The sequence below is a fragment of the Pseudolabrys sp. Root1462 genome, from assembly GCF_001426945.1.
Taxonomy (GTDB): domain Bacteria; phylum Pseudomonadota; class Alphaproteobacteria; order Rhizobiales; family Xanthobacteraceae; genus Pseudolabrys.
This window is the reverse complement of record NZ_LMFS01000001.1, coordinates 2265119-2285078: the sequence shown is the minus strand read 5'-3', so window position 1 is coordinate 2285078 and position 19960 is coordinate 2265119. Positions and strand designations below refer to the sequence as shown.

18 protein-coding genes are annotated in these 19960 nt (G+C 65.3%); 12 read left to right on the top strand and 6 right to left on the bottom strand.

The window, feature by feature from the left end; genetic code table 11:
- Positions 1 to 130 precede the first annotated feature (130 nt).
- Positions 131 to 1000, bottom strand: coding sequence for a sulfotransferase family protein (locus tag ASD45_RS11215; RefSeq protein ID WP_056911557.1), 870 nt, complete (start codon positions 998 to 1000; stop codon positions 131 to 133).
- Positions 1001 to 1350: 350 nt separating this feature from the next.
- The gene (locus ASD45_RS11210; protein WP_056911556.1) at positions 1351 to 3717 is read right to left on the bottom strand and encodes a xanthine dehydrogenase family protein molybdopterin-binding subunit; all 2367 of its coding nucleotides are present in this window, start codon (positions 3715 to 3717) and stop codon (positions 1351 to 1353) included.
- Between the two features lie 271 nt (positions 3718 to 3988).
- On the opposite strand from ASD45_RS11210, the gene ASD45_RS11205 reads away from it, so the two are divergent.
- Positions 3989 to 5071, top strand: a complete 1083-nt coding sequence (locus tag ASD45_RS11205) for a Ppx/GppA phosphatase family protein (protein ID WP_244485302.1) — start codon at positions 3989 to 3991, stop codon at positions 5069 to 5071.
- Between the two features lie 121 nt (positions 5072 to 5192).
- Positions 5193 to 5873 carry an RlmE family RNA methyltransferase gene (locus tag ASD45_RS11200; protein ID WP_056911555.1) on the top strand — a complete coding sequence of 227 codons (681 nt, stop codon included), beginning with the start codon at positions 5193 to 5195 and terminating at the stop codon, positions 5871 to 5873.
- Between the two features lie 5 nt (positions 5874 to 5878).
- On the opposite strand, the gene ASD45_RS11195 is transcribed toward ASD45_RS11200, so the two are convergent.
- Together ASD45_RS11195 and ASD45_RS11190 are read right to left on the bottom strand one after the other, a co-directional pair.
- Entirely contained in the window at positions 5879 to 8191 is a 2313-nt protein-coding gene (locus ASD45_RS11195) for a tetratricopeptide repeat protein (RefSeq protein WP_056911554.1), read from the bottom strand.
- A gap of 149 nt (positions 8192 to 8340) precedes the next feature.
- Positions 8341 to 9780 carry an MFS transporter gene (locus tag ASD45_RS11190; RefSeq protein WP_056911553.1) on the bottom strand — a complete coding sequence of 480 codons (1440 nt, stop codon included), beginning with the start codon at positions 9778 to 9780 and terminating at the stop codon, positions 8341 to 8343.
- 314 nt (positions 9781 to 10094) lie between these two features.
- On the opposite strand from ASD45_RS11190, the gene guaB reads away from it, so the two are divergent.
- Positions 10095 to 11588 (top strand): IMP dehydrogenase, encoded by a 1494-nt coding sequence (gene guaB, locus ASD45_RS11185; protein ID WP_056911552.1) that lies wholly within the window; start codon positions 10095 to 10097, stop codon positions 11586 to 11588.
- On the opposite strand, the gene ASD45_RS23050 is transcribed toward guaB, so the two are convergent.
- Positions 11551 to 11730 carry a heme-binding protein gene (locus tag ASD45_RS23050; RefSeq protein ID WP_082540785.1) on the bottom strand — a complete coding sequence of 60 codons (180 nt, stop codon included), beginning with the start codon at positions 11728 to 11730 and terminating at the stop codon, positions 11551 to 11553. The two genes, guaB and ASD45_RS23050, sit on opposite strands and share 38 nt — an antisense overlap.
- A gap of 27 nt (positions 11731 to 11757) precedes the next feature.
- Complete coding sequence (locus tag ASD45_RS11180) at positions 11758 to 12681, bottom strand: alpha/beta hydrolase (RefSeq protein WP_056911551.1); 924 nt, start codon at positions 12679 to 12681, stop codon at positions 11758 to 11760.
- Positions 12682 to 12835: 154 nt separating this feature from the next.
- Here ASD45_RS11180 and ASD45_RS11175 point away from each other — a divergent pair, with 154 nt between their 5' ends.
- The 9 genes from ASD45_RS11175 (at position 12836) to ASD45_RS11135 (ending at position 19892) form a co-directional block, all read left to right on the top strand.
- The gene (locus ASD45_RS11175) at positions 12836 to 13270 is read left to right on the top strand and encodes an MAPEG family protein (RefSeq protein ID WP_056911550.1); all 435 of its coding nucleotides are present in this window, start codon (positions 12836 to 12838) and stop codon (positions 13268 to 13270) included.
- Positions 13267 to 14565 (top strand): RsmB/NOP family class I SAM-dependent RNA methyltransferase, encoded by a 1299-nt coding sequence (locus ASD45_RS11170; RefSeq protein WP_056911549.1) that lies wholly within the window; start codon positions 13267 to 13269, stop codon positions 14563 to 14565. The genes ASD45_RS11175 and ASD45_RS11170 overlap by 4 nt, the downstream gene beginning before the upstream one ends.
- 145 nt (positions 14566 to 14710) lie before the next feature.
- Positions 14711 to 15853, top strand: a complete 1143-nt coding sequence (locus ASD45_RS11165) for a hypothetical protein (RefSeq protein ID WP_056911548.1) — start codon at positions 14711 to 14713, stop codon at positions 15851 to 15853.
- A gap of 66 nt (positions 15854 to 15919) precedes the next feature.
- A complete protein-coding gene (locus tag ASD45_RS11160; RefSeq protein WP_056911547.1) occupies positions 15920 to 16243 on the top strand; it encodes a metalloregulator ArsR/SmtB family transcription factor in 324 nt (107 codons plus the stop codon).
- Complete coding sequence (locus ASD45_RS11155) at positions 16240 to 16671, top strand: SRPBCC domain-containing protein (protein WP_056911546.1); 432 nt, start codon at positions 16240 to 16242, stop codon at positions 16669 to 16671. The genes ASD45_RS11160 and ASD45_RS11155 overlap by 4 nt, the downstream gene beginning before the upstream one ends.
- A 33-nt stretch (positions 16672 to 16704) precedes the next feature.
- Positions 16705 to 16911, top strand: coding sequence for a hypothetical protein (locus ASD45_RS11150; RefSeq protein WP_056911545.1), 207 nt, complete (start codon positions 16705 to 16707; stop codon positions 16909 to 16911).
- A gap of 12 nt (positions 16912 to 16923) precedes the next feature.
- Positions 16924 to 17412: a DUF1801 domain-containing protein gene (locus tag ASD45_RS11145; protein ID WP_056911544.1), complete on the top strand. Its 489-nt coding sequence runs from the start codon at positions 16924 to 16926 to the stop codon at positions 17410 to 17412.
- Between the two features lie 111 nt (positions 17413 to 17523).
- Complete coding sequence (guaA, locus tag ASD45_RS11140; RefSeq protein WP_056911543.1) at positions 17524 to 19119, top strand: glutamine-hydrolyzing GMP synthase; 1596 nt, start codon at positions 17524 to 17526, stop codon at positions 19117 to 19119.
- Positions 19120 to 19361: 242 nt separating this feature from the next.
- Entirely contained in the window at positions 19362 to 19892 is a 531-nt protein-coding gene (locus tag ASD45_RS11135; RefSeq protein WP_056911542.1) for a GNAT family N-acetyltransferase, read from the top strand.
- The last annotated feature ends 68 nt before the right edge of the window (positions 19893 to 19960 follow it).

Sequence of the window (19960 nt, the reverse complement as noted above, 5' to 3'; positions counted from 1 at the left end):
ACCGCTCCCCGCCCCAGCATCTGGAGACGCTGATCAGACACCCCTCGCAGTCGGGGCGGGATGAATGGGAATATAGGGCTAGGTCGAAGATGGAGTCAATAGTCCTAGGAATATTATTTACAGCATGCCGTCACGCCTTCTCCAGCCGGGTCGCGTAGCCGAAGCGGAAGAAGTCGTCGCTATAGGCGCGGTGGACGCGCTCGGCCAGTTCCGCGGTGTAGAAGCCGCGCCACGGCCCGTGCTGCGAGACATTGCTGACCGGCAGCGTCAGCAGGCGCTGGGCGGCGGTTCCGCCGGCATGATTGAGCACCAGGCGGAAATCCTGCGCGAAGTTCTCGACCTTGCCGACCAGGTCGAGCGGCAGCCCGGCCACGCCGGTCAATTTGCTCTGCAATTGCCAATGCGGATCGGGACGATCGTCGAGCGTCTCGATGGCGAACATGACGAAGCGGGCAAAGGACAGTGTGCGGTCGAGGCCGATCGGTTGTGCGCGATCCGCCACGCTGCGGTGGCGCAGATAGCGATCGATGAAGCGATCGCCGGGCACCAGCGGCTTGTCTCTGAACTTGTCGGCCCAGGTCGAGACCAGGCGCGCATAAGGATTGCGCACGAATGTGAAGCACAGCGTGGCGGGGTCCATGGCCAGACGATAGAACCCGGATACGCCGACCTGCGACGGCGAACGCAGCGACGAGTAGCGGCGCTTGTGCGCCAGATTTGCTGCGACGGTCTCGCCCTGTAGCGCGCTGAGCGCGATCTTGATCGACGTCGAGGCGCTCTTTGGCACGCAGACATAGATCAGCCTGTGCTCCGGCAGCGCGTCGATGTGGGCGTCGTAATCGGCGCCGCCGCGTGCCATCGCGGCGAAGAACGAAGCGGCGGAGCGGTTGCTGCGCCGGTCGTTCCAGTTGGAGAGGCCGGTGCGGAGATTGGTGAGTTTGTAGCGCCATTGGCGCGGCAGCGCGAAGCTGCGGGCAGGGGCATCGAGATGAAGTGACATTTGCGGCTTGAGTGATTTGCAAGTCGCCCCATGCCGTCTTAATCGGTGGCAATGCCGCCACCGTCATAAAGAATGCATAAATGACAGAAACTTAACGACGCAGGATTTGGCGCGGCCGTGCGTTGCGCGCGCAGAGTGGGCAGAAGTTGGAAGCGAGGAACGACACGGCTGTCATTGCCAGGTTTGTCCCGGCAATCCAAAGGCGGCGCGTCCGCAGCAGCCCTTGCGCAAGCCTATTTTCCGCCGCACTCCATCATGGATGCTCGGGACAGGCGCAAGGAAACATAGCCGTTCTCTGAACGGCTATGTCCGGGCATGACGGAGAAATTGTGAGGCCAACCGGCTTGGCCTTACGCCGCCGGCTTGGCCGCCTTCGCGTTCTCGAGCGCTTCCCAGATCTTCGATGACGTCATCGGCATCTCGAGATGCTTGATGCCGAACTCGGCGAGCGCGTCGATCACGGCATTGGCCACCGCGGGCAGGCCGCCCGAAGTGCCGGCTTCGCCGCAACCTTTGGCGCCGAGCGGATTGGTCTTGGTCGGCACCGGACGGTTGTCGACCTTGATCATCGGCGCGTCGTGGGCGCGCGGCATCGCATAGTCCATGAACGAGCCGGTGACGAGCTGGCCGGCATCGTCATAGACGACGCCTTCGAGCAGCACCTGGCCGAGGCCCTGAACGATGCCGCCCTGCACCTGACCTTCGACCAGCAGCGGGTTGAGCACGGTGCCGAAATCGTTGACGGCGTTGTACTTCACCACGCGGGTCAGGCCGGTGTCGCTCTCGATCTCGACTTCGACGACGTGCACGCCGTTCGGATAGGTGCCGGGCACCGGCTCGGTGACATGCGTCACGTCGAGCGTGGTCGGCGCGCCTTCCGGCAGTTTGATGCTGCCGCTGCGCAGTCGCTCGGCGAGTTGCATGATGCCGATCGAATGGTCGGTGCCGGCGACGCGGAACGTGCCGGTGGCGAATTCGATATCGCCGGCGGAGGCTTCCAGCGCATGCGCGGCGATCTGCTTGCCGTTCTCGATCACCTTGTCGGAGGCTTCCGACACCGCGGTGCCGGACAGCATACCCGAACGCGAACCGCCGGAGCCGCCGCCGGTGACGAGCTGGTCGCTGTCGCCCTGCATCAGCTTGATCTTGTCGAACGGCACGCCGAGTTTCGCGCTCAGAACCTGCGCGAAAGCCGAGGCGTGACCCTGGCCGTAATCGAGGGTGCCGGTGACGATGGTGACGGTGCCATCGGCGTTGAAGCGGATGCCGCCCATTTCCTGGGTCATCGCCGCGGTGGTTTCGACGTAGCAGGCGACGCCGAGGCCGCGCAGCTTGCCGGCCTTTTTGCTGGCGCGCTTGCGTGCGGCAAAGCCCTTGACGTCGGCGACGTCGAGGGCCTGCTTGAACAGGCCGGAGAAGTCGCCGCAGTCATAGGTGGTGCCGGCCGGCGTTTCGAACGGCATTTCCTTCGGCTTGATGAAGTTGCGGCGGCGCAGTTCGAAGCGGTCGATGCCCAGCTCGATAGCGGCGATGTCCATGCAGCGCTCGATCGACAGCGCGCCCTCAGGGCGGCCGGCGCCGCGGTAGGCCGAGACGATCGTCGTGTTCGAGTAGACGCACTTGGTCGAGACCTCGAGCAGCGGCGTCCTGTACATGCTGATGATGTTCTTGGTGACGTTGAGCGTCGGCAGCAGCGGGCCGAAGTTCGCGCACCATGCACCGAGATTGCCGTAGCCGGTCAGACGCACCGCCTGGATGACGCCGTCCTTACCGAAACCGACTTCGACCGTCATGTCGTAGTCGCGGCCCTGATGGTCGGAGACGAAGCTGCCCGAGCGATCGTCGGTCCACTTCACCGGCCGGCCGAGCATCTTCGAGGCATGCAGGATGCAGACATATTCGGGGTAGGGCGTCGCCTTCATGCCGAACGAGCCGCCGACATTGCCGGTGAGCACGCGCACTTTTTCGGCCGGCGCCTTGAGGATGTCTTTCAGCAGGTTCTTCATGCCGAAGACGCCCTGGCTCGACGAGTGCAGCGTCCAGTGATCGTTCTTGGCGTCGTACTCGCCGATCGCCGAACGCGGCTCCATCGGCGCCACCATCAGGCGCTGGTTGATCAGCGGCAGACGCACGACATGCGCGGCGTTCTTCAGCGCGGCGCCAACCTTGTCGGGATCGCCGTGCTGATAATCGAGCGCGATGTTGTTCGGAATGTCGTCATAGAGCAGCGGCGCGCCGGGCTTGGCGGCGTCGCGCGCGGAGACGACCGCGGGCAGGGGCTCGATGTCGAGCGCCACCGCCTCGGCGGCATCCTTGGCTTGCGCGACGCTCTCGGCGATGACGCAGGCGACCGGGTCGCCGACGAAGCGCACCTTGTCGGTCGCGAGCGCGGGACGCGGATTGAACTTGATCGGCGAGCCGTCGCGGCTCTTGATCGGCAGGAAGCACTTCAGCCCGTTGTAGTCCTTGAGATCCTGGCCGGTCAGCACCGCGAGCACGCCGGGCATGGCCTTGGCGGCCTCGGTATCGATGCCACGGATGATGCCGTGCGGTTCCGAGGAGCGCACCATCCAGGCATAGGCCTGTTTCGGCAGGCTGATGTCGTCGTTGTAGCGACCGTGGCCCTGGACGAGGATCGGGTCCTCCTTGCGGGTGACCGGCTGGCCGATGCCGAATTTGGTCAAGGAGAGGGCGGTCTCGGTCGTTCTGTCGTCCATGTGGGGGCTTCTGCGCTGGAGGCGGAGGGATATACCGTCCTGAGATAGTCTAACGCGTCCGCTTCGACAACCGCCGCCCCGGAACCTCAGGGTTGCGCCGCCGCCTGACGCTGTTACACTTTTCGGGACAAGTGAAACAATTGCCGTTCCCCGCGGGGCCCAAGGCAAGAAGAGCTGCGACAAGACGGGCGGGGCGGCCGAGAGGTACGAAATGAGCGGCGAGGCCGGGGATGACCCAGGCTTCGACCCCGCTATTGGCCGAGCGCGCAAGGTGGATCCTGTGGACCACCCGGCGGCGCCGCCACGGTGGGGTCGGCGGTCGCCAGGACCTGGAGAACGTGGGCGCGAGGCTGGCAACAGCAGCGATCGTGGCGGGCCGACTTATGCGGCGCTCGATCTCGGCACCAATAATTGCCGCCTGCTGGTGGCGCGGCCCAATGGCGAAGGGTTCCGCGTCATCGACGCGTTCTCGCGAATCGTCCGCCTCGGCGAGGGCATCTCCGCATCGGGACGCCTCAGCGAGGCGGCGATCGAGCGCGCGATGGAGGCGCTCGAGATCTGCCGCAACAAGATGCGCAACCGCGGCGTCACCCGCGCCCGGCTGGTGGCGACCGAAGCCTGCCGCGCCGCGGCCAACGGTCTCGACTTTCGTGCCCGGGTGGTGGAACTGCTCGGCTTGGAACTCGAGGTGATCGACCGCGAGACCGAAGCGGCTCTGGCGGCGACGAGCTGCACGCCGCTGATCGATCCGCAGGCGCAGGGCGTCGTGCTGTTCGACATCGGCGGCGGTTCATCGGAGCTGGTGCGGATGGGCCCGGCGCCGGCCAACGGCCGCGGCCCGCCGCCGCCGCAGATCAAGGGCTGGATCTCGCTGCCGCACGGCGTCGTCACTTTGGCCGAGCGCTACGGCGGGCTCGAGGTGACGCGCGACACCTATGAAGCGATGGTGCGCGAGATTGCCGACCTGATCGAGCCGTTCGCGCGCGACCACGGCGGCGATGATCTCGGCGACGTGCATATGCTCGGCACCTCCGGCACGGTGACGACGATCGCCGGCGTACATCTCGATCTCAAGCGCTATGACCGCAACCGCGTCGACGGCTGCTGGCTGGCCGCCGACGAGATCGACGCCGTGCTCGAGCGGCTGCTGACGATGTCCTACGCGGAGCGGGTGGCGTCGCCTTGCATCGGCGCCGACCGCGCAGACCTCGTGCTCGCCGGCTGCGCCATCCTGGAGGCGATCCGCCGCGCCTTTCCGTGCCGGCGCTTGCGCGTCGCCGACCGCGGCCTGCGCGAAGGCATGCTGGTGCAGATGATGCGCGAAGACGGTGTCTGGAGCGGGCAGGCGGCTTAGTCCGTCATTCCGGACGCTGCGTCAGCGGCGACCCGGAATCCGGCAATTGCTGTATAAGTCGCCATCTGGATTCCGGGTTGGTGCGCGTTGCGCCCGCCCCGGAATGACGATTGGATGTTGCATGACGAAAAAGCCTTCCACCGGCGCGCGCGAGCTCAAGGTGCGCGTCAAGACGGCGCGCAAGCGCTCGCTGTCCTCCACGCTGTGGCTGGAGCGGCAGCTCAACGATCCTTACGTCGCGAAGGCCAAGCGCGAGGGCATGCGCTCGCGCGCCGCGTTCAAGCTGATCGAGATCGACGACAAGGCGCATTTCCTCAAGAAGGGCGCGCGCGTGGTCGATCTCGGCGCCGCCCCGGGCGGCTGGTCGCAGGTGGCGGCAAAGCGCGTCGGCCCGCAAGGCAAGGTGGTCGGCATCGATCTCCTCGACATCGAGCCGCTGGCGGGCGTCGATTTCCGCGTCTTCGATTTCCTCGACCCCGGCGCGCCGGACCTGTTGAAGGAGATGCTCGGCGGGCCGGCCGACGTGGTGCTGTCCGACATGGCGGCGAATGCCACCGGCCATCGCAAGACCGACCACATCAAGATCGTGGCGCTGGTCGAGGCGGCGGCGGAATTCGCCCGCGAGGTGCTGGCGCCGGGCGGCGCGTTTCTCGCCAAGGTGATCCAGGGCGGCCTTGAACACACGCTGCTCGCCGGCCTGAAGAAGGACTTCGCCAAGGTGCAGCACATCAAGCCGCCGGCGAGCCGCTCGGACTCGGCGGAGCTGTATCTGCTGGCGACCGGCTTCAGGGGCGGGAAGTAGAAGCGCTACCGCCACACGTCGGTGAAGCGCGCGCCACGCTTGCGGGCATCGAGCTGCCGGAAATAGAGCTCGCGCTGTTCGGCCGCGCTCAACTGCCGCGGCGGTGGCGCGTAGTAATGCCCGTCGCGCGGCGCCCAGCGTCGCTCGCGTTCGGCCTGCCTGCTCGCAGCTTGTTTGGTCTTGGACGGCTTGACCTTGGCTTGCTGGGCCGGCACGTGCTCGGCCGGTTTGCGTTTTGCGGTCTTGCGTTCTTCCGCCTCGCGCAACTTGCGCTCGCGGGCGGTCTCGCGATGCGGCGTTGATGTTTCCTTGACCGCTTGCTTGGCTTCCTTGGCCTTGCGCGGCTCGCGCGCCGGCTCCTCGGTGACATCCTCGCGGGCTGCGACCTTCTTGGCGTTGCGCTTGGCCGCGTCCGCTTCGAGCTTCTTCGCCTCCGCCTCACGCTTCTGCGCCTCGGCGGCTTCGGCCTGACGCTTGGCTTCGGCGTCGCGCGCCGCCGCCTCGGCGCGACGCTTGGCTTCGGCATCGCGCGCCGCGGTCTCGCGCTCGCGGCGCATGCCGTCCTCGATCGAGGCCAGCGCCTGCTTGGCATCCGTCATCGCCGGATTGAGGGTCAGCGCCTTCTTGTAGTCGGCGATGGCGGCATCGCGATCCTGCGCCGCGGCGTACAGCGCGCCGCGCTGATAGTAGGCCTGGAAGTTCTTCGGCTCGCGCGCGATCACGGCATTGGTGTCGGCCAGCGCGCCGGCAGCATCGCCTTTGTGAGCGCGCAGGCTGGCGCGCTCCAGATAGGGCGCCGCCGGCTTCGGATCGAGCCGGATCGACTGCTCGAGATCGGCGATCGCCTTGTCGGTCTCCCCCTTGCTCGCATAAATCTCGGCGCGCGCGTTGTAGATCGCCGCGTTACCGGCCTTGAGCTCGACGGCGCGGTTGAAGTCGCTGAGCGCCTTGTCGTTGTCGGCCTTGGCGTAATAGATCCGGCCGCGCGTCGCCAGCGCCAGCGCGTTGTCGGCGTCGGCGGCGATCACCCGGTCGAGATCGGGCAGGGCCTTGGCGTCATCTTTCTTGCGCGCATAAGCGAGCGCGCGCACCGCCACTGCATCGATGTTGTCGGGCTCCATCTTCAGCACCTGCTCGACATCCTTGAGCGCGCCGTCGACATCGCCGTCGTCGAGCCGCAGGCTGGCGCGCACGCGCAGGCCGTTCACCGTCCACTGCGTCTTCAGCGCCTTGCCGATCTCGGCATGAGCGCGCTTGCGGTCGCCCTTGTCGCGCCAGGCTTCGGCGAGCATGCGGTAGGCGAGGGCCGGCTTCTCATCGAGCGGCACGGCGCGGTCGAGCACGGCGATGGTGCGCTCGAGATTGCCCTTCTTGCGCCACACGCCGGCTTCCGCCAGCAACGCCTCGCTGCTCTTCGGATTGCGGCGCCAGGCATCCTCGTAGTCGCGGATCGCGCCGTCGAGATCGCCGGCGCCTTCGCGCGCCTGGGCGCGCAGCATCAAGGTGTCGATGTCCGGTTCGAGCTGCACCGCCTGGTCGAAATCGCCGAGCGCGCGGGCAAAGTCCTTGCGCCGCAGATAAAGCTGGCCGCGGCCGCTATAGGCGTTGGCCTTGTCGCCGCCGAGGCTGATCGCCTTCTGATAATCCTCCAGCGCGCCCTCGTCGTAGCCGAGATCGCGGCGCACCGCCGCGCGATTGATGTAGGGCGAAGGCGAGTTCGGATCGAGCTCGATCGCCTTGCCGTAATCGGCGATGGCCTGACCGAAATTGCCGCGCGCATACCAGGCGTTGCCGCGGTTCTGATAGGCCGGCGCAAAAGCCGGCGCCAGATCGACGGCGCGGTTCAGGTCGCCGATGGCGTTCGGAATGTCGTTGCGATCGAGATAGGCGAGGCCGCGCAGCGCGTAGGCGACGCCGAGCGGCTCGCCGGACAGTTTGCCGGTGCCGATGATCCGCGTGCAGGACTGCACGCGATAGATCGCGAGGTTCTCGGTCTGCGTCGCGCAGATACGCGCATCGCTGCCTTTCGGCCGCGGCGGCAGATCCTTCGGCATCGCCTGTCTGATGTCCTGGGCATCGGCGTCGGGCAGGCCTGACACCGCGTTGGAAGACGTCGCGGGTTTGATGCGGGCGCGCGTGCGCGTCTCGACGCGGACATGCTGCGGCTGAAAGAAGTCACGCGTCTCGCCAAGGCCGAACAGGCGGATCTGCGCGTGCGCATTGCTGCTGAAGTCATAGGCCGCGACGCCGATCGCGGCGACGACAAGGCCGGCGCAAATCGCGCCGTGAGCAAGCGTAGCTGACTGTCGCCGAAGCATTGCTCTTGCCTTAAGACCTGCTTGAAGAAATACCGTGCCGATTAACCATAGCCCGGCCCCGAATGTGTCAGCGATACAAGGGCTTGTCCACGATAAGGGTCCATGCGCGTTAACCAACCTGCGCGCATGGTTAACATCTAAAATTTGAATCAATTTTTCTCGTCGGGTGACGAAGGATCTGATGCGTCTTTTGATTTGGGCGCCAGCAGGCCGCGCCCGGATATCTCGGCGCCGGCATCGTGCGGCAATTGCCGGAAGAACACGACCGAGATCAACGAAATTGCGGCGACCACGTAGAACGCCGGCGGGAAATCCTCGGCGACCAAAGTGGCGTGGCCGTGCCATGCGGCGGTGAGATCGACCGCCAGCGCGCCAACGGCAACGCCCGACGACATCGCCAGTTGCTGGCCGACGGCGACGAGCGAGGTCGCGCGCGACACGCGTTCGTGCTCGATCTCGGCATAGGCGAGTGTGTTGATCGAGGTGAATTCCAGCGAACGGAAGAAACCGCCGATCAGCAAGAGGCCGAGCATGATGTAGGCCGGCGTCGTTGCGGTGAATAGGCCGCAGGCCGCGAGCATAACGGAGCAGATGACGGCGTTGAACAACAAGATGTTGCGGAAGCCGAAGCGCCGCAACAGGCTCGAAGCCGCAGCCTTCATGCCCATGGCGCCGGCCGCCGAGGCGAAGGTGATGAGGCCGGAGTGAAACGGCGACAGCCCGAAGCCGAGTTGCAGCATCAGCGGCAGCAGGAACGGCAACGCGCCGATGCCGAGACGGAAGATGAAGCCGCCGACCACGGCGGCGCGGAACGTCGTCAGTCTGAACAGCGTGAGATCGAGCGCCGGCACCGGCGTGCGTTTGGCATGAACGAGATAGGCGATGATGAAGATCGCGCCGCCGCCGATCAGCGCCGCGACGACGGTCCATGGCAGGAAATTCAGACCGGCGACCGAGAAGCCGAAAGCGATGCCGGCAATGCCGAAGCCGGCATAGATCATGCCGGCGATGTCGAAGCGCTCGTGCTGCTCGGCGCGGATGTTCTCGATGTACCGCGTCGAGAGAACGATGCCGAGAAGGCCGATCGGGATGTTGATCAGGAAGATCCAGTGCCAGGTCGCATAGGTGGTGATGAAGCCGCCGATCGGCGGGCCGATCACCGGGCCGACCAGCGCCGGCGTCGTCACCCAGGCCATGGCGCTGACCAGTTCGCGCTTGGAGATGGTGCGCACCAGCAGCATGCGGCCGACCGGGCTCATCATGGCGCCGCCCATGCCTTGCAGGATGCGGGCGACGACGAAGTCGGTCAGCGACGACGACAGCGCGCAACCGATCGAGCCGACCATGAAGACGGCAATGGCGGCGCGAAAAACGGTGCGCGCGCCGAAGCGGTCGGCGGTCCAGCCCGAGGCCGGAATGAACACGGCGAGCGACAGCAGGTAGGACGTCACCGCGAGCTTCAGCGCCAACGGATTGGTGCCGATATCGGCCGCGATCGCCGGCAGCGACGTGGCGATCACGGTCGAGTCCATGTTCTCCATGAACAGGGCGACCGCGATGATCAGCGGAACGATGCGGTCTCGGCGCATTGTGCTGGGGTCCGGCGGAAAGGCAGAGAACAGCGCCCCCCAGGTGAGGTCAACCGTAAAGGCGCCGCGGAGGAAAGCCGCACAACCATGACCGAAACGGGGCTGTGGGCGGTCATGGCGGCCTTGCGCAATTCGCCTAGGAATCGCGGGCGCAGCATGCTACGGACCCACGCCAACCCAAAAGCGGGCTTCGACGTCGAGGCGGGGATGCATCCCCGTGCGGGCTGACCTATATCTTCAGCCATCTCACGAGCGGCGCCGGCCCTTTTGAGGCCCGATTTTTCAGCCCTTTCCGGGCGCGATGGAGTTGGCGAATGGCGACAATCAGCAGCGGCAATTTGATCGAGGCGCTCACCTTCGACGACGTCCTGATCAGGCCCGGCCTATCGACCGTGATGCCCTCCGACGTCGATGTCCGCAGCCGCGTCACCGCCAGCATCCCGCTCAACCTGCCGATCCTGGCCTCGGCCATGGATACGGTCACCGAATCCGCCATGGCCATCGCCATGGCGCAGGCCGGCGGCCTCGGCGTCATCCATCGCAACATGGAGCCCGAACAGCAGGCCGCCGAGGTCTGGCAGGTCAAGAAATTCGAGAGCGGCATGGTGGTCAATCCGGTCACCATCGCGCCGACGGCGACGCTGCATGAAGCCTTCGAGTTGATGAAGATGCACCGCATCTCCGGCATCCCGGTAGTCGAGGGCGGCGCGGTGGGCCGCGCCGGCAAGCTGGTCGGCATTCTCACCAACCGCGACGTCCGCTTCGCCACCGATCCGCGCCAGCCGGTGTCCGAACTGATGACCAAATCCGACCTGGTCACGGTGAAGGAGGGCGTCAGCCAGCAGGAAGCCAAGCGCCTGCTGCATCAGCACCGCATCGAGAAGCTGCTGGTGGTCGACGAGCAGTATCGCTGCGTCGGCCTGATCACGGTGAAGGACATCGAGAAGGCGGTCGCCAATCCGAACGCCTGCAAGGACGAGCAGGGCCGCCTGCGCGTCGCCGCCGCGACCACGGTCGGCGACAAGGGCTTTGCCCGTACCGAAGCGCTGATTGCAGCCGGCGTCGATCTTGTCGTCGTCGATACCGCGCATGGTCACTCGCAGCACGTGCTCGACGCGGTCGGCCGCATCAAGCGGCTGTCGAACAAGGTTCAGGTCGTGGCCGGCAATGTCGCCACGCGCGAAGGCGCGCAGGCGCTGATCGACTCCGGCGCTGACGCCATCAAGGTCGGCATCGGCCCGGGCTCGATCTGCACCACGCGTATCGTCGCCGGCGTCGGCGTGCCGCAGCTCACCGCGATCATGGAGAGCGTTGAGGCGGCGAAGAAACAGAACATCCCGGTGATCGCCGATGGCGGCATCAAATATTCCGGCGATCTCGCCAAGGCGCTGGCCGCCGGCGCCGACGTCGCCATGGTCGGCTCGCTGCTCGCCGGTACCGACGAGACGCCGGGCGAGGTGTTTCTCTATCAGGGCCGCTCCTACAAGAGCTATCGCGGCATGGGTTCGGTCTCGGCCATGGCGCGCGGCTCGGCCGATCGCTATTTCCAGCAGGACATCAAGGACGCGCTCAAGCTGGTGCCGGAAGGCATCGAAGGGCAGGTCGGTTACAAGGGCCCGGTATCGAATGTGCTGCACCAGCTCGCCGGCGGTTTGCGCGCCGCGATGGGCTATGTCGGCGCCAAGGATCTTCCCGAACTGCACGAGAAGGCGAAGTTCGTGCGTATCACCGGCTCAGGCCTGCGCGAAAGTCACGTTCATGACGTGACTATCACGCGCGAGAGCCCGAACTATCCGAGCCGGGTGTAGTTCTCGCTCCCTCTCCGGCTGGAGAGGGATGCGCGTTCATGTTCGCGGTCGTGTAGGCCTTGCGGCGCGCGGAATCGACCAGATGCGCGCCGCCATCATCGCTTCTGAAAAGTGCGAGCAGATGCCCGGCGCGGTCGGTCACCGCGACGGCATCCCGCCGATCGCAGTCTCATTTGCCGTCGAGGAATTTCACGATCAATCCGACGGTCTGCGCCGGCTGTTCTTCCATGATCCAGTGGCCGGAGTTCTTGACGATGCCGCCTTCGACATTGCTGGCGACTTCACGCAGGACGGTCGCCTGCATGTCACCGAAGGAATGATCGGCCCCGAGCGCCAGCACCGGCATCGGCAGTTTGTTTTTCTCGAATTCCTTGTTGTCGGCGCGATCCTTGGTGTTGAAGGTGGCGAACTGCTCGAAGGCATAGTGCATGTTGCCGGGGCGGGCGTAGAGCCGCGCATAATGCCGGCGCGTCGCTTCATCGATCGCCTTCGGATTGGCCGACAATTCATTGTAGAAGCGGTCGAGATAAATGCGCTCGCGGCCCTTCACCAGCCGGTCGACATCGGGGCCGCGGAAATTGAAGTGCCACAGCAGCGGCGATTTCAGGATCTCGTCCCACGGTCCGATACCCGGCAGCGGCGCGTCGATGATCACCCATTTGGTGATGCGCTGCGGATACTGCGCGGCGAGCGCATAGCCGACCATGTTGCCGATGTCGTGGGTGACGAGGTCGGCCTTGTCGACCTTGAGCGCGTCCATCACCTTGGCGATGTCCTGGCCCTGCGTTTTCTTGTCGTAGCCACCCTTCGGCTGCGACGACAGGCCCATGCCGCGCAGGTCGGGCACGATAACGGTGTGATCCTTGTAGAGCGCGCGGGCGGCAGGCGCCCACATGTCGCCGGTGTCGCCGAAGCCGTGCAGCAGCACGACCGCCGGGCCCTTGCCGCCGACGCGGACATAGAGTGTGGCGTCGCCGGTCTTGATCCGTTCGGTGCGGAAGCCGGATGGGAATGATTCAACGCGGGCGCTTGCGGCCGACATCACGCCAATTGAAATGAAAGCCGCCAGAACCGCCGCCGCCGATGCACGCATGGATTGTCCCCCTGATTTCCAGGAGGTATCCTAGCACGCCAGCCGGTATTGCAAATGACAGGCTGGCGACGGCCGTCGCAGGAAACACGCGGCTTGCCAGCCGGTACGTCACGGACTAACGCAGGGCGTGCTTTAAACCCCGGGTGATTTGGCAATGCTGATTCAGGCGATACTGCTGCCGCTTTTCGTGCAGGTGCTTCTGGTCTTCGCCATCGGCTTTGTCATGGCCAAGCGCCGCAACGACGCGTTCAAGGCCGGCACGCATATTCGCGACATCGCGCTGCGCGAGCCTAACTGGCCGAAGCCGGCGCTGCAGGCGGCCTATTCCTATGCCAACCAGTTCGAACTGCCGGTACTGTTCTACGTCGCGGTGATCGCGGCGATCATCACCCGCCATGCCGATATCATCGAAGTGGCGCTGGCCTGGGTCTTCGTGCTGTGCCGTTATGTGCAGGCCTTTATCCACGTCACCAGCAATCAGGTCCGTCATCGCGCCATCTGGTTCGGTCTCAGCGCGCTGGCGGTGATGATCATGTGGATCTGGCTGGCGTTCCAGATTTTCGCCGTCGCACCGGCCGCTGGCCTATGACGCCCGCCGCACGGCTGCAGGCCGCTATCGAAGTTCTCACCGCCATTCTCGACGACCGCCGGCCCGCTGCCGATGCGCTCAAGGGCTGGGGTCAGGCGCACCGTTTCGCCGGTTCGGGTGACCGTGCCGCGATCGGCGGTCTCGTGTTCGACGCGCTGCGCCGCAAGGCCTCGAGCGCCTATCTCATGGGAGCGGAGACGCCGCGCGCGGTGCTCATCGGCATGCTCAAGCGCGAGCGCGGGCTCGACGCCGACGCGATCGGCAAGCTCGCCAGCGGCGGGCAATACGCGCCGGAGGCGTTGAGCGACGACGAGCGCGCGCGGCTTGAGACGACGAGCCTCGACGGCGCGTCAGCTCATGTCATCGGCGATTATCCGGAATGGCTCGATGACAGCTTTGCGCAAAGCTTCGGCGACAAGCGGGCGGAGGAGGGCGCGGCGCTGTCGTCGCGCGCACCGCTCGATCTGCGCGTCAACACGCTGAAGGGCGAGCGCGAAAAGGCCGCGGGCCAGCTTGCTGATCTGAAGCCCGAGCTGACGCCTTGGTCGCCATGTGGCCTGCGCATTACGCTTGGCGCCGAAGCCAAGGCGCCGCCGGTTCACGCCGAGCCGGCCTTCATCAAGGGACTGGTCGAAGTCCAGGACGAGGGCTCGCAGCTCGCCGCACTGTTCTCCGGCGCCGCGGCCGGCGAGCAGGTGCTCGACCTTTGCGCCGGCGCCGGCGGCAAGACCTTGGCGCTGGCGGCGATGATGGCCAACAAGGGCCAGCTCTTCGCCACCGACGACGACAAGCGCCGCCTGGCGCCGATCCACGACCGGCTGACGCGGTCGGGCGCCCGCAACGTTCAGGTCCGGACGCCGAAGTCGATCGGCGGAGAAATCGACGACCTCAAGGGCCGGATGGACATGGTGCTGATCGACGCGCCCTGCACCGGAACCGGCGCGTGGCGGCGCAATCCGGACGCCAAATGGCGGATGCGGCCGGGCGCGCTGGAACAGCGGGTCAAGGAACAGGCCGACATTCTCGACCGCGCCGTCGATTTTGTTAAGACGACAGGGCGTATCGTCTACATCACCTGTTCGCTGCTCGAGGCGGAGAACGGGGCGCAGGTAAGGGGCTTCCTCGGCCGCCATCCGGGCTTCGCGGTCGAGCCGCCGGCTACGACGATCAAGCGGCTCGGGGCGGCAGCGGCGGGCTTCGCCAAGGCGGCGCGGCTCGGCCCCGAGGGCATCCTGATGACGCCGAAATCGACCGGCACCGACGGCTTTTTCGTTGCCGTGCTGCGGCGGTCCTGATCACGGTTCGTCGCAGTCTGTAACAGTACGGCCTGTTATAATGCCTTGATGATGGGAATTCCTCGATTGCGCCGCAATCCCGGCCAAAAAACCTCGCGAAGATTCGGTGTTTCATCGCTCTAACGGTCGGTTTGGGGATTTTGACGTGACACTGTCGGAAAGGCGCGAGCCCACATTTCACGCCAACGGGCGTGGCGGCGAGGCGTCGCATCCGGCAGCCGACCATCACGCTGTCGGGATCGCACACCACCCCATCAAGTCGGGCTCACATTTCACCCGTTTCGTCTCGGGCTTCCAGGCCATCAGCACGCTGATCGGCGTGCCGCTGGCGCTGGCCTCGGGCTATTCGCTGTACCGCGCCAACTTCGCGCCGGAGACGACCTGCGCCAACCTGCGCGCCTCGATCGTGCAGATGCTGGACAAGAACGTCGATGCCGCGACCCGGCGCATGCTGGTCAAGCGCGACATCGAGTCCTTCGAGAACAACTGCGGCGCGGTCGATCCCGACGCGCACGCCGCCTTCAAGGCGCTGCTCGATGCCGACAAATCGGTCGCGGTGGCGGCGAAGCCGCAGTCCGTGGCCAAGGTTCCGGTCGCTGCGGCGAAGGATGCGCCCAAGCCGATTGCCAAGGAGCCGGTGAAGGAAGCGGCCAAGGAGCCCAGCAAGGACGCGGCCAAGAACGAACTGCGCCCCGCGATCGTCGAGAAAAAACCGGTTGCCGCGCCGCAGGCAGTGGCCGTCGCGCCGGAGGCCGAGACGCACCCAGGCGGCATGTCGGATTCGCGTTGGCTTGACGCCGTGCGCCAGGCGCTGGTCGATCAGCAGGCCGAGACCAAGGCAATAGAATCCAAGGCCACCGAATCCAAAGCCCTCGAGGCTAAAGCCATCGAAGCAAAGATAGCCGAGCCGGCGGCCGTTCGTCCAAAGCCGGTCATCAAACCGGAAGTAGCGAAGGCCGAGCCGGTGAACATCGAGCCGACCCCACGGGAAACGATCAAGCCGGAAACGGCGAAGGCCGATCTGGGCAAGGATGACGTGAAGCCCGTGGTGCCATCGAAACCCGGCGAGCCCGTGCTGCAGCCGGCTTGGGCCGTCAATCAGCCGCCCGCGGTGCCGCCTGCCGCCGCGCCGCTGCCGCCGGCCGTTGAGGTTTCGGGACGTCCCGAGCCGGTGCGGGAAGGTGGCGACCATCCGGTGCCGCCCGGCAGCGTGCCGTCGGAGCAATACGCCAACGGCGGCTCATGGGTCGGCAAGATCCCGTTCGTCGGCCGCATCATCGACCGCTGAGCCGCTTGACGAACCCATAGCCATTGGGTTATCGATCAATCATAACCAACGGGTTATTGATTGGTCATGTCCGAGCCCCAAGACGTCATCTTCAAATCTCTGTCCGATCCGACGCGGCGGGCGCTGTTCGAGCGCCTGTGTCGTGACGGCGAGCAGACTGTCGCGGCGCTGACCTTGCATGCTGGCATTTCGCAGCCGGCGGTTTCCAAGCATCTCGCCGTTCTCAAACAGGCCGGACTTGTGAACCTCCGTCATGAAGGGCGGCAGACGCATTACGCCGCGCAACTCGACGCCCTGGCGCCGCTGGTCGACTGGACCCGCGAGATGGCCGGCTTCTGGCACAAGCGCTTCGACGATCTCGGCGATCTGCTCAAAAGGATGGACCAATGAACGAAGCCACGGCCGAAATCCGCACCGTCGTCGTCGAACGCGAATTCCCGCACGCGCCGGACAAACTGTGGCGGGCGCTGACGCAGCCGCATCTGATCGAAGAGTGGCTGATGAAGAACGATTTCGCGCCGGTCGTCGGCCATCGTTTCAACCTGCGCGGCGACTGGGGCGGCGTGCTCGACTGCGAGGTGCTCGCGATCGAGCCGGGGCGCACGCTCTCTTACACGTGGGATTTCGTGAATGACGATCCGGCGTATGCGCTGAAGAGCGTCGTCACCTTCACGCTGACGCCGACTACCGCGGGCACGCATCTGCGCATGGAGCAAGCGGGATTCCGTCCCGAGCAGAAGCAGGCCTTCGGCGGCGCCAAGGTCGGCTGGCAGCAGTTCTTCAACAAACTGGAAGAGGTAGTGGCGCGCGGCGCCTGACCTGTTGCACGCCACATAGCGAAGGAGGCGCATTTGAACTGGAATACGAGCATTCGACAGTTTCACCGCTGGATATCGATCATCTTCACGCTGACCGTCATCGCGAATTTCGCCGCCATGGCGGTGGGCACGCCGCCGGCCGTGATCGTCTATGCGCCGCTGGTGCCGCTGTTTCTGCTCCTGTTCACCGGGCTTTATATGTTCGTATTGCCCTATGTGACCGGACGATCACGCGCCTGAGGACGAACGGACATGGCAAAGCGGGCATCTGCGAAGGAAGCGTCGCCGTCGCAATTGATCGACGCCAAGATCGAGAAGCTCGGCGGCTGGCGTGGTGAAATGCTGGGGACGATCCGGCAGATCATCAAACAAGCCTGTCCCGATGTGGTCGAAACGGTGAAATGGCGCAAGCCGTCGAACCCGATGGGCGTGCCGGTGTGGGAATGTGCCGGCATCATCTGCACTGGCGAGAGCTACAAAAGCGCGGTGAAGATGACCTTCGCTCACGGCGCCAGGCTGAAGGATCCCTCCGGCCTGTTCAACGCGAGCCTCGACGGTAATCTCCGCCGCGCCATCGATTTTCACGAGGGCGACAGGATCAACGCGGCGGCGCTGAAGGCGCTGGTCCGTGAAGCGGTGGCGTTCAACAAGGCCAAGGCCGCCACGAAGGCCAAGCCGCTGGCGCGGGCGAAGACCGGCGCCAGAGCAAGGCCTGAGCGGGCGCAACCAGCGAGCCGGTAAAAGGCGCGCGCTGCCGAAATGGGCGGCTTTGCCCTGCGCGGTCAAGGAAAGAGCCGGTGGAAGGCCGTTTTGGCCCATTGCGGCGGGCCCGCGACTTGCTTAATTCAGGGGATGAACCCAGCCAAACCCGCACCGTCCGCCATCGATCCCAACCATCCCGATCACGACAAGGTCCTGATCGTCGATTTCGGCTCGCAGGTCACCCAGCTCATTGCCCGCCGGGTGCGCGAGGAGAAGGTCTACTCGGAGATCGTCCCGTTCCAGAAGGCCGAAGAGGCGTTCCGCCGGATGCGGCCCAAGGCCGTGATCCTGTCCGGCGGGCCGTCTTCGGTCCTCGACAAGAACGCGCCGCTGGCGCCGCAGGCGATCTATGACGCCGGCGTGCCGGTGCTTGGCATCTGCTACGGCGAGCAGGCCATGGCGCAGCAACTCGGCGGCAAAGTCGAGGCCGGCCACCACCGCGAATTCGGCCGCGCCGAAGTCGAGATCACGGCGGACAGCCCGTTCTTCGAGGGCGTCTGGGTGAAGGGCGAAAAATACCCGGTGTGGATGAGCCACGGCGACCGCGTCACCGAATTGCCCGAGGGCTTCCGTGTGCTCGGCAAGGCGCCGGGCTCGCCGATCTCGATCATCGGCGACGACGCGCGCAAATTCTACGCCATGCAATTCCATCCCGAGGTGGTGCACACCCCGCACGGCGCGGCGCTGCTGCGCAACTTCGTGCGCAAGATCGCCGGGCTCACCGGCGACTGGACCATGCGTGCCTTCAAGGACGAGGCGATCGAGAAGATCCGCGCCCAGGTCGGCAACGGCAAGGTGATCTGCGGCCTGTCCGGCGGCGTCGATAGCGCGGTTGCCGCTGTGCTGATCCACGAGGCGATCGGTGATCAGCTCACCTGCGTGCTGGTCGATCACGGCCTGATGCGGCTCGCCGAGGCGCAGAAGGTGGTCGCGATGTTCCGCGACAGTTACAACATCCCGCTGGTCCATGTGGATGCCAGCGACACCTTCCTGAAGGCGCTCGAAGGCGTCGACGATCCGGAGGTCAAGCGCAAGACCATCGGCAAATTGTTCATCGACGTGTTCGAGGCCGAAGCCAAGAAGATCGGCGGCGCGCAATTCCTCGCGCAGGGCACGCTCTATCCCGACGTGATCGAAAGCGTTTCATTCACCGGCGGCCCGTCGGTGACGATCAAGTCGCACCACAATGTCGGCGGTCTGCCCGAGCGCATGAACATGAAGCTCGTCGAGCCGCTGCGCGAACTGTTCAAGGACGAGGTGAGGGCGCTTGGCCGCGAACTCGGCCTGCCGGAATCGTTCGTCGGTCGCCATCCGTTCCCGGGGCCCGGTCTCGCCATCCGCGTGCCCGGTGCGATCACCAAGGAGAAGCTCGATATCCTGCGGCTCGCCGATGAAATCTATATCGAGGAAATCCGCCGCTGCGGACTTTATGACGACATCTGGCAGGCCTTCGCCGTGCTGCTGCCGGTAAAGACGGTCGGTGTCATGGGCGACTTCCGCACTTACGAATATGTGGTCGGCCTGCGCGCCGTGACATCGGTGGACGGCATGACCGCCGACTTCTTCCCGTTCGACATGCGCTTTCTCGGCATGGTGGCGACGCGCATCATCAACGAGGTCAAGGGCGTCAACCGCGTGGTGTATGACGTGACGAGCAAGCCGCCGGGGACGATCGAGTGGGAGTGAGGGGGCGAGGCCTTGGTGCCTCGCGAACCGTGGCCGCGCCGTCAATGATAGCTGACGTCGAGTCGCCGGATTCTGTGACGCAATAGCGCCGTGCCTGGAAGCCTGCGGCGCTCGACCGTGCATGTCCGGCATCGAACCCGGTCATGCTTTCGTCACCTGCGCGTGTCCATCCTGATGCCGACAAGCGGCTGGCTTCGACGGACCGCGCGCCTTTCTCCGACGGGAGCCGACAGGAAGTTCGAATGGACATCATCGAGACCGAGCGGCTGACCCTGAGAAATTTCAGGCTCGGCGATGCGGCCGATCTGTTCGCATATCTGCGGCAACCGAGGCCGAGCTGCTTCTTCTCTCTCAGGCTTGCGGATATCGAGGCGGCTCGAGCCGAAGTGGAGACGCGGAGCAAGAGCGACGAGCATGTCGCTGTGTGCCTGCGGAGTTCCGGCGGGCTGATCGGCGATCTGTTCTGCGTCCATGAACCTCCCGATACGTACTCCGTCGGATGGAATTTCAACGCGGATTTTGGCGGCGCCGGTTATGCCTCCGAGGCCGGGCGGGCTCTATTCTCGCATTTGTTCACGGCAAAAGGTGCCCGGCGGCTTTACGCCTATGTCGAGGAAGACAACATCCCCTCGCGGCGCCTGTGCGAACGATTGGGCATGAGGAAGGAGGGGCTGTTCAAAGAGTTTGTCTCTTTCACGACCGATGACGAAGGAGCCCCGAAATTCGAGAACACGATGCAGTACGCCATCCTGCGGAAGGAATGGACGGCGTGACGATCGTCACGCCAGTCGAGCGCTTTCGCTTCCGTCGGGGTGGGGCGCGCGGGCATCAATCCCGCGTT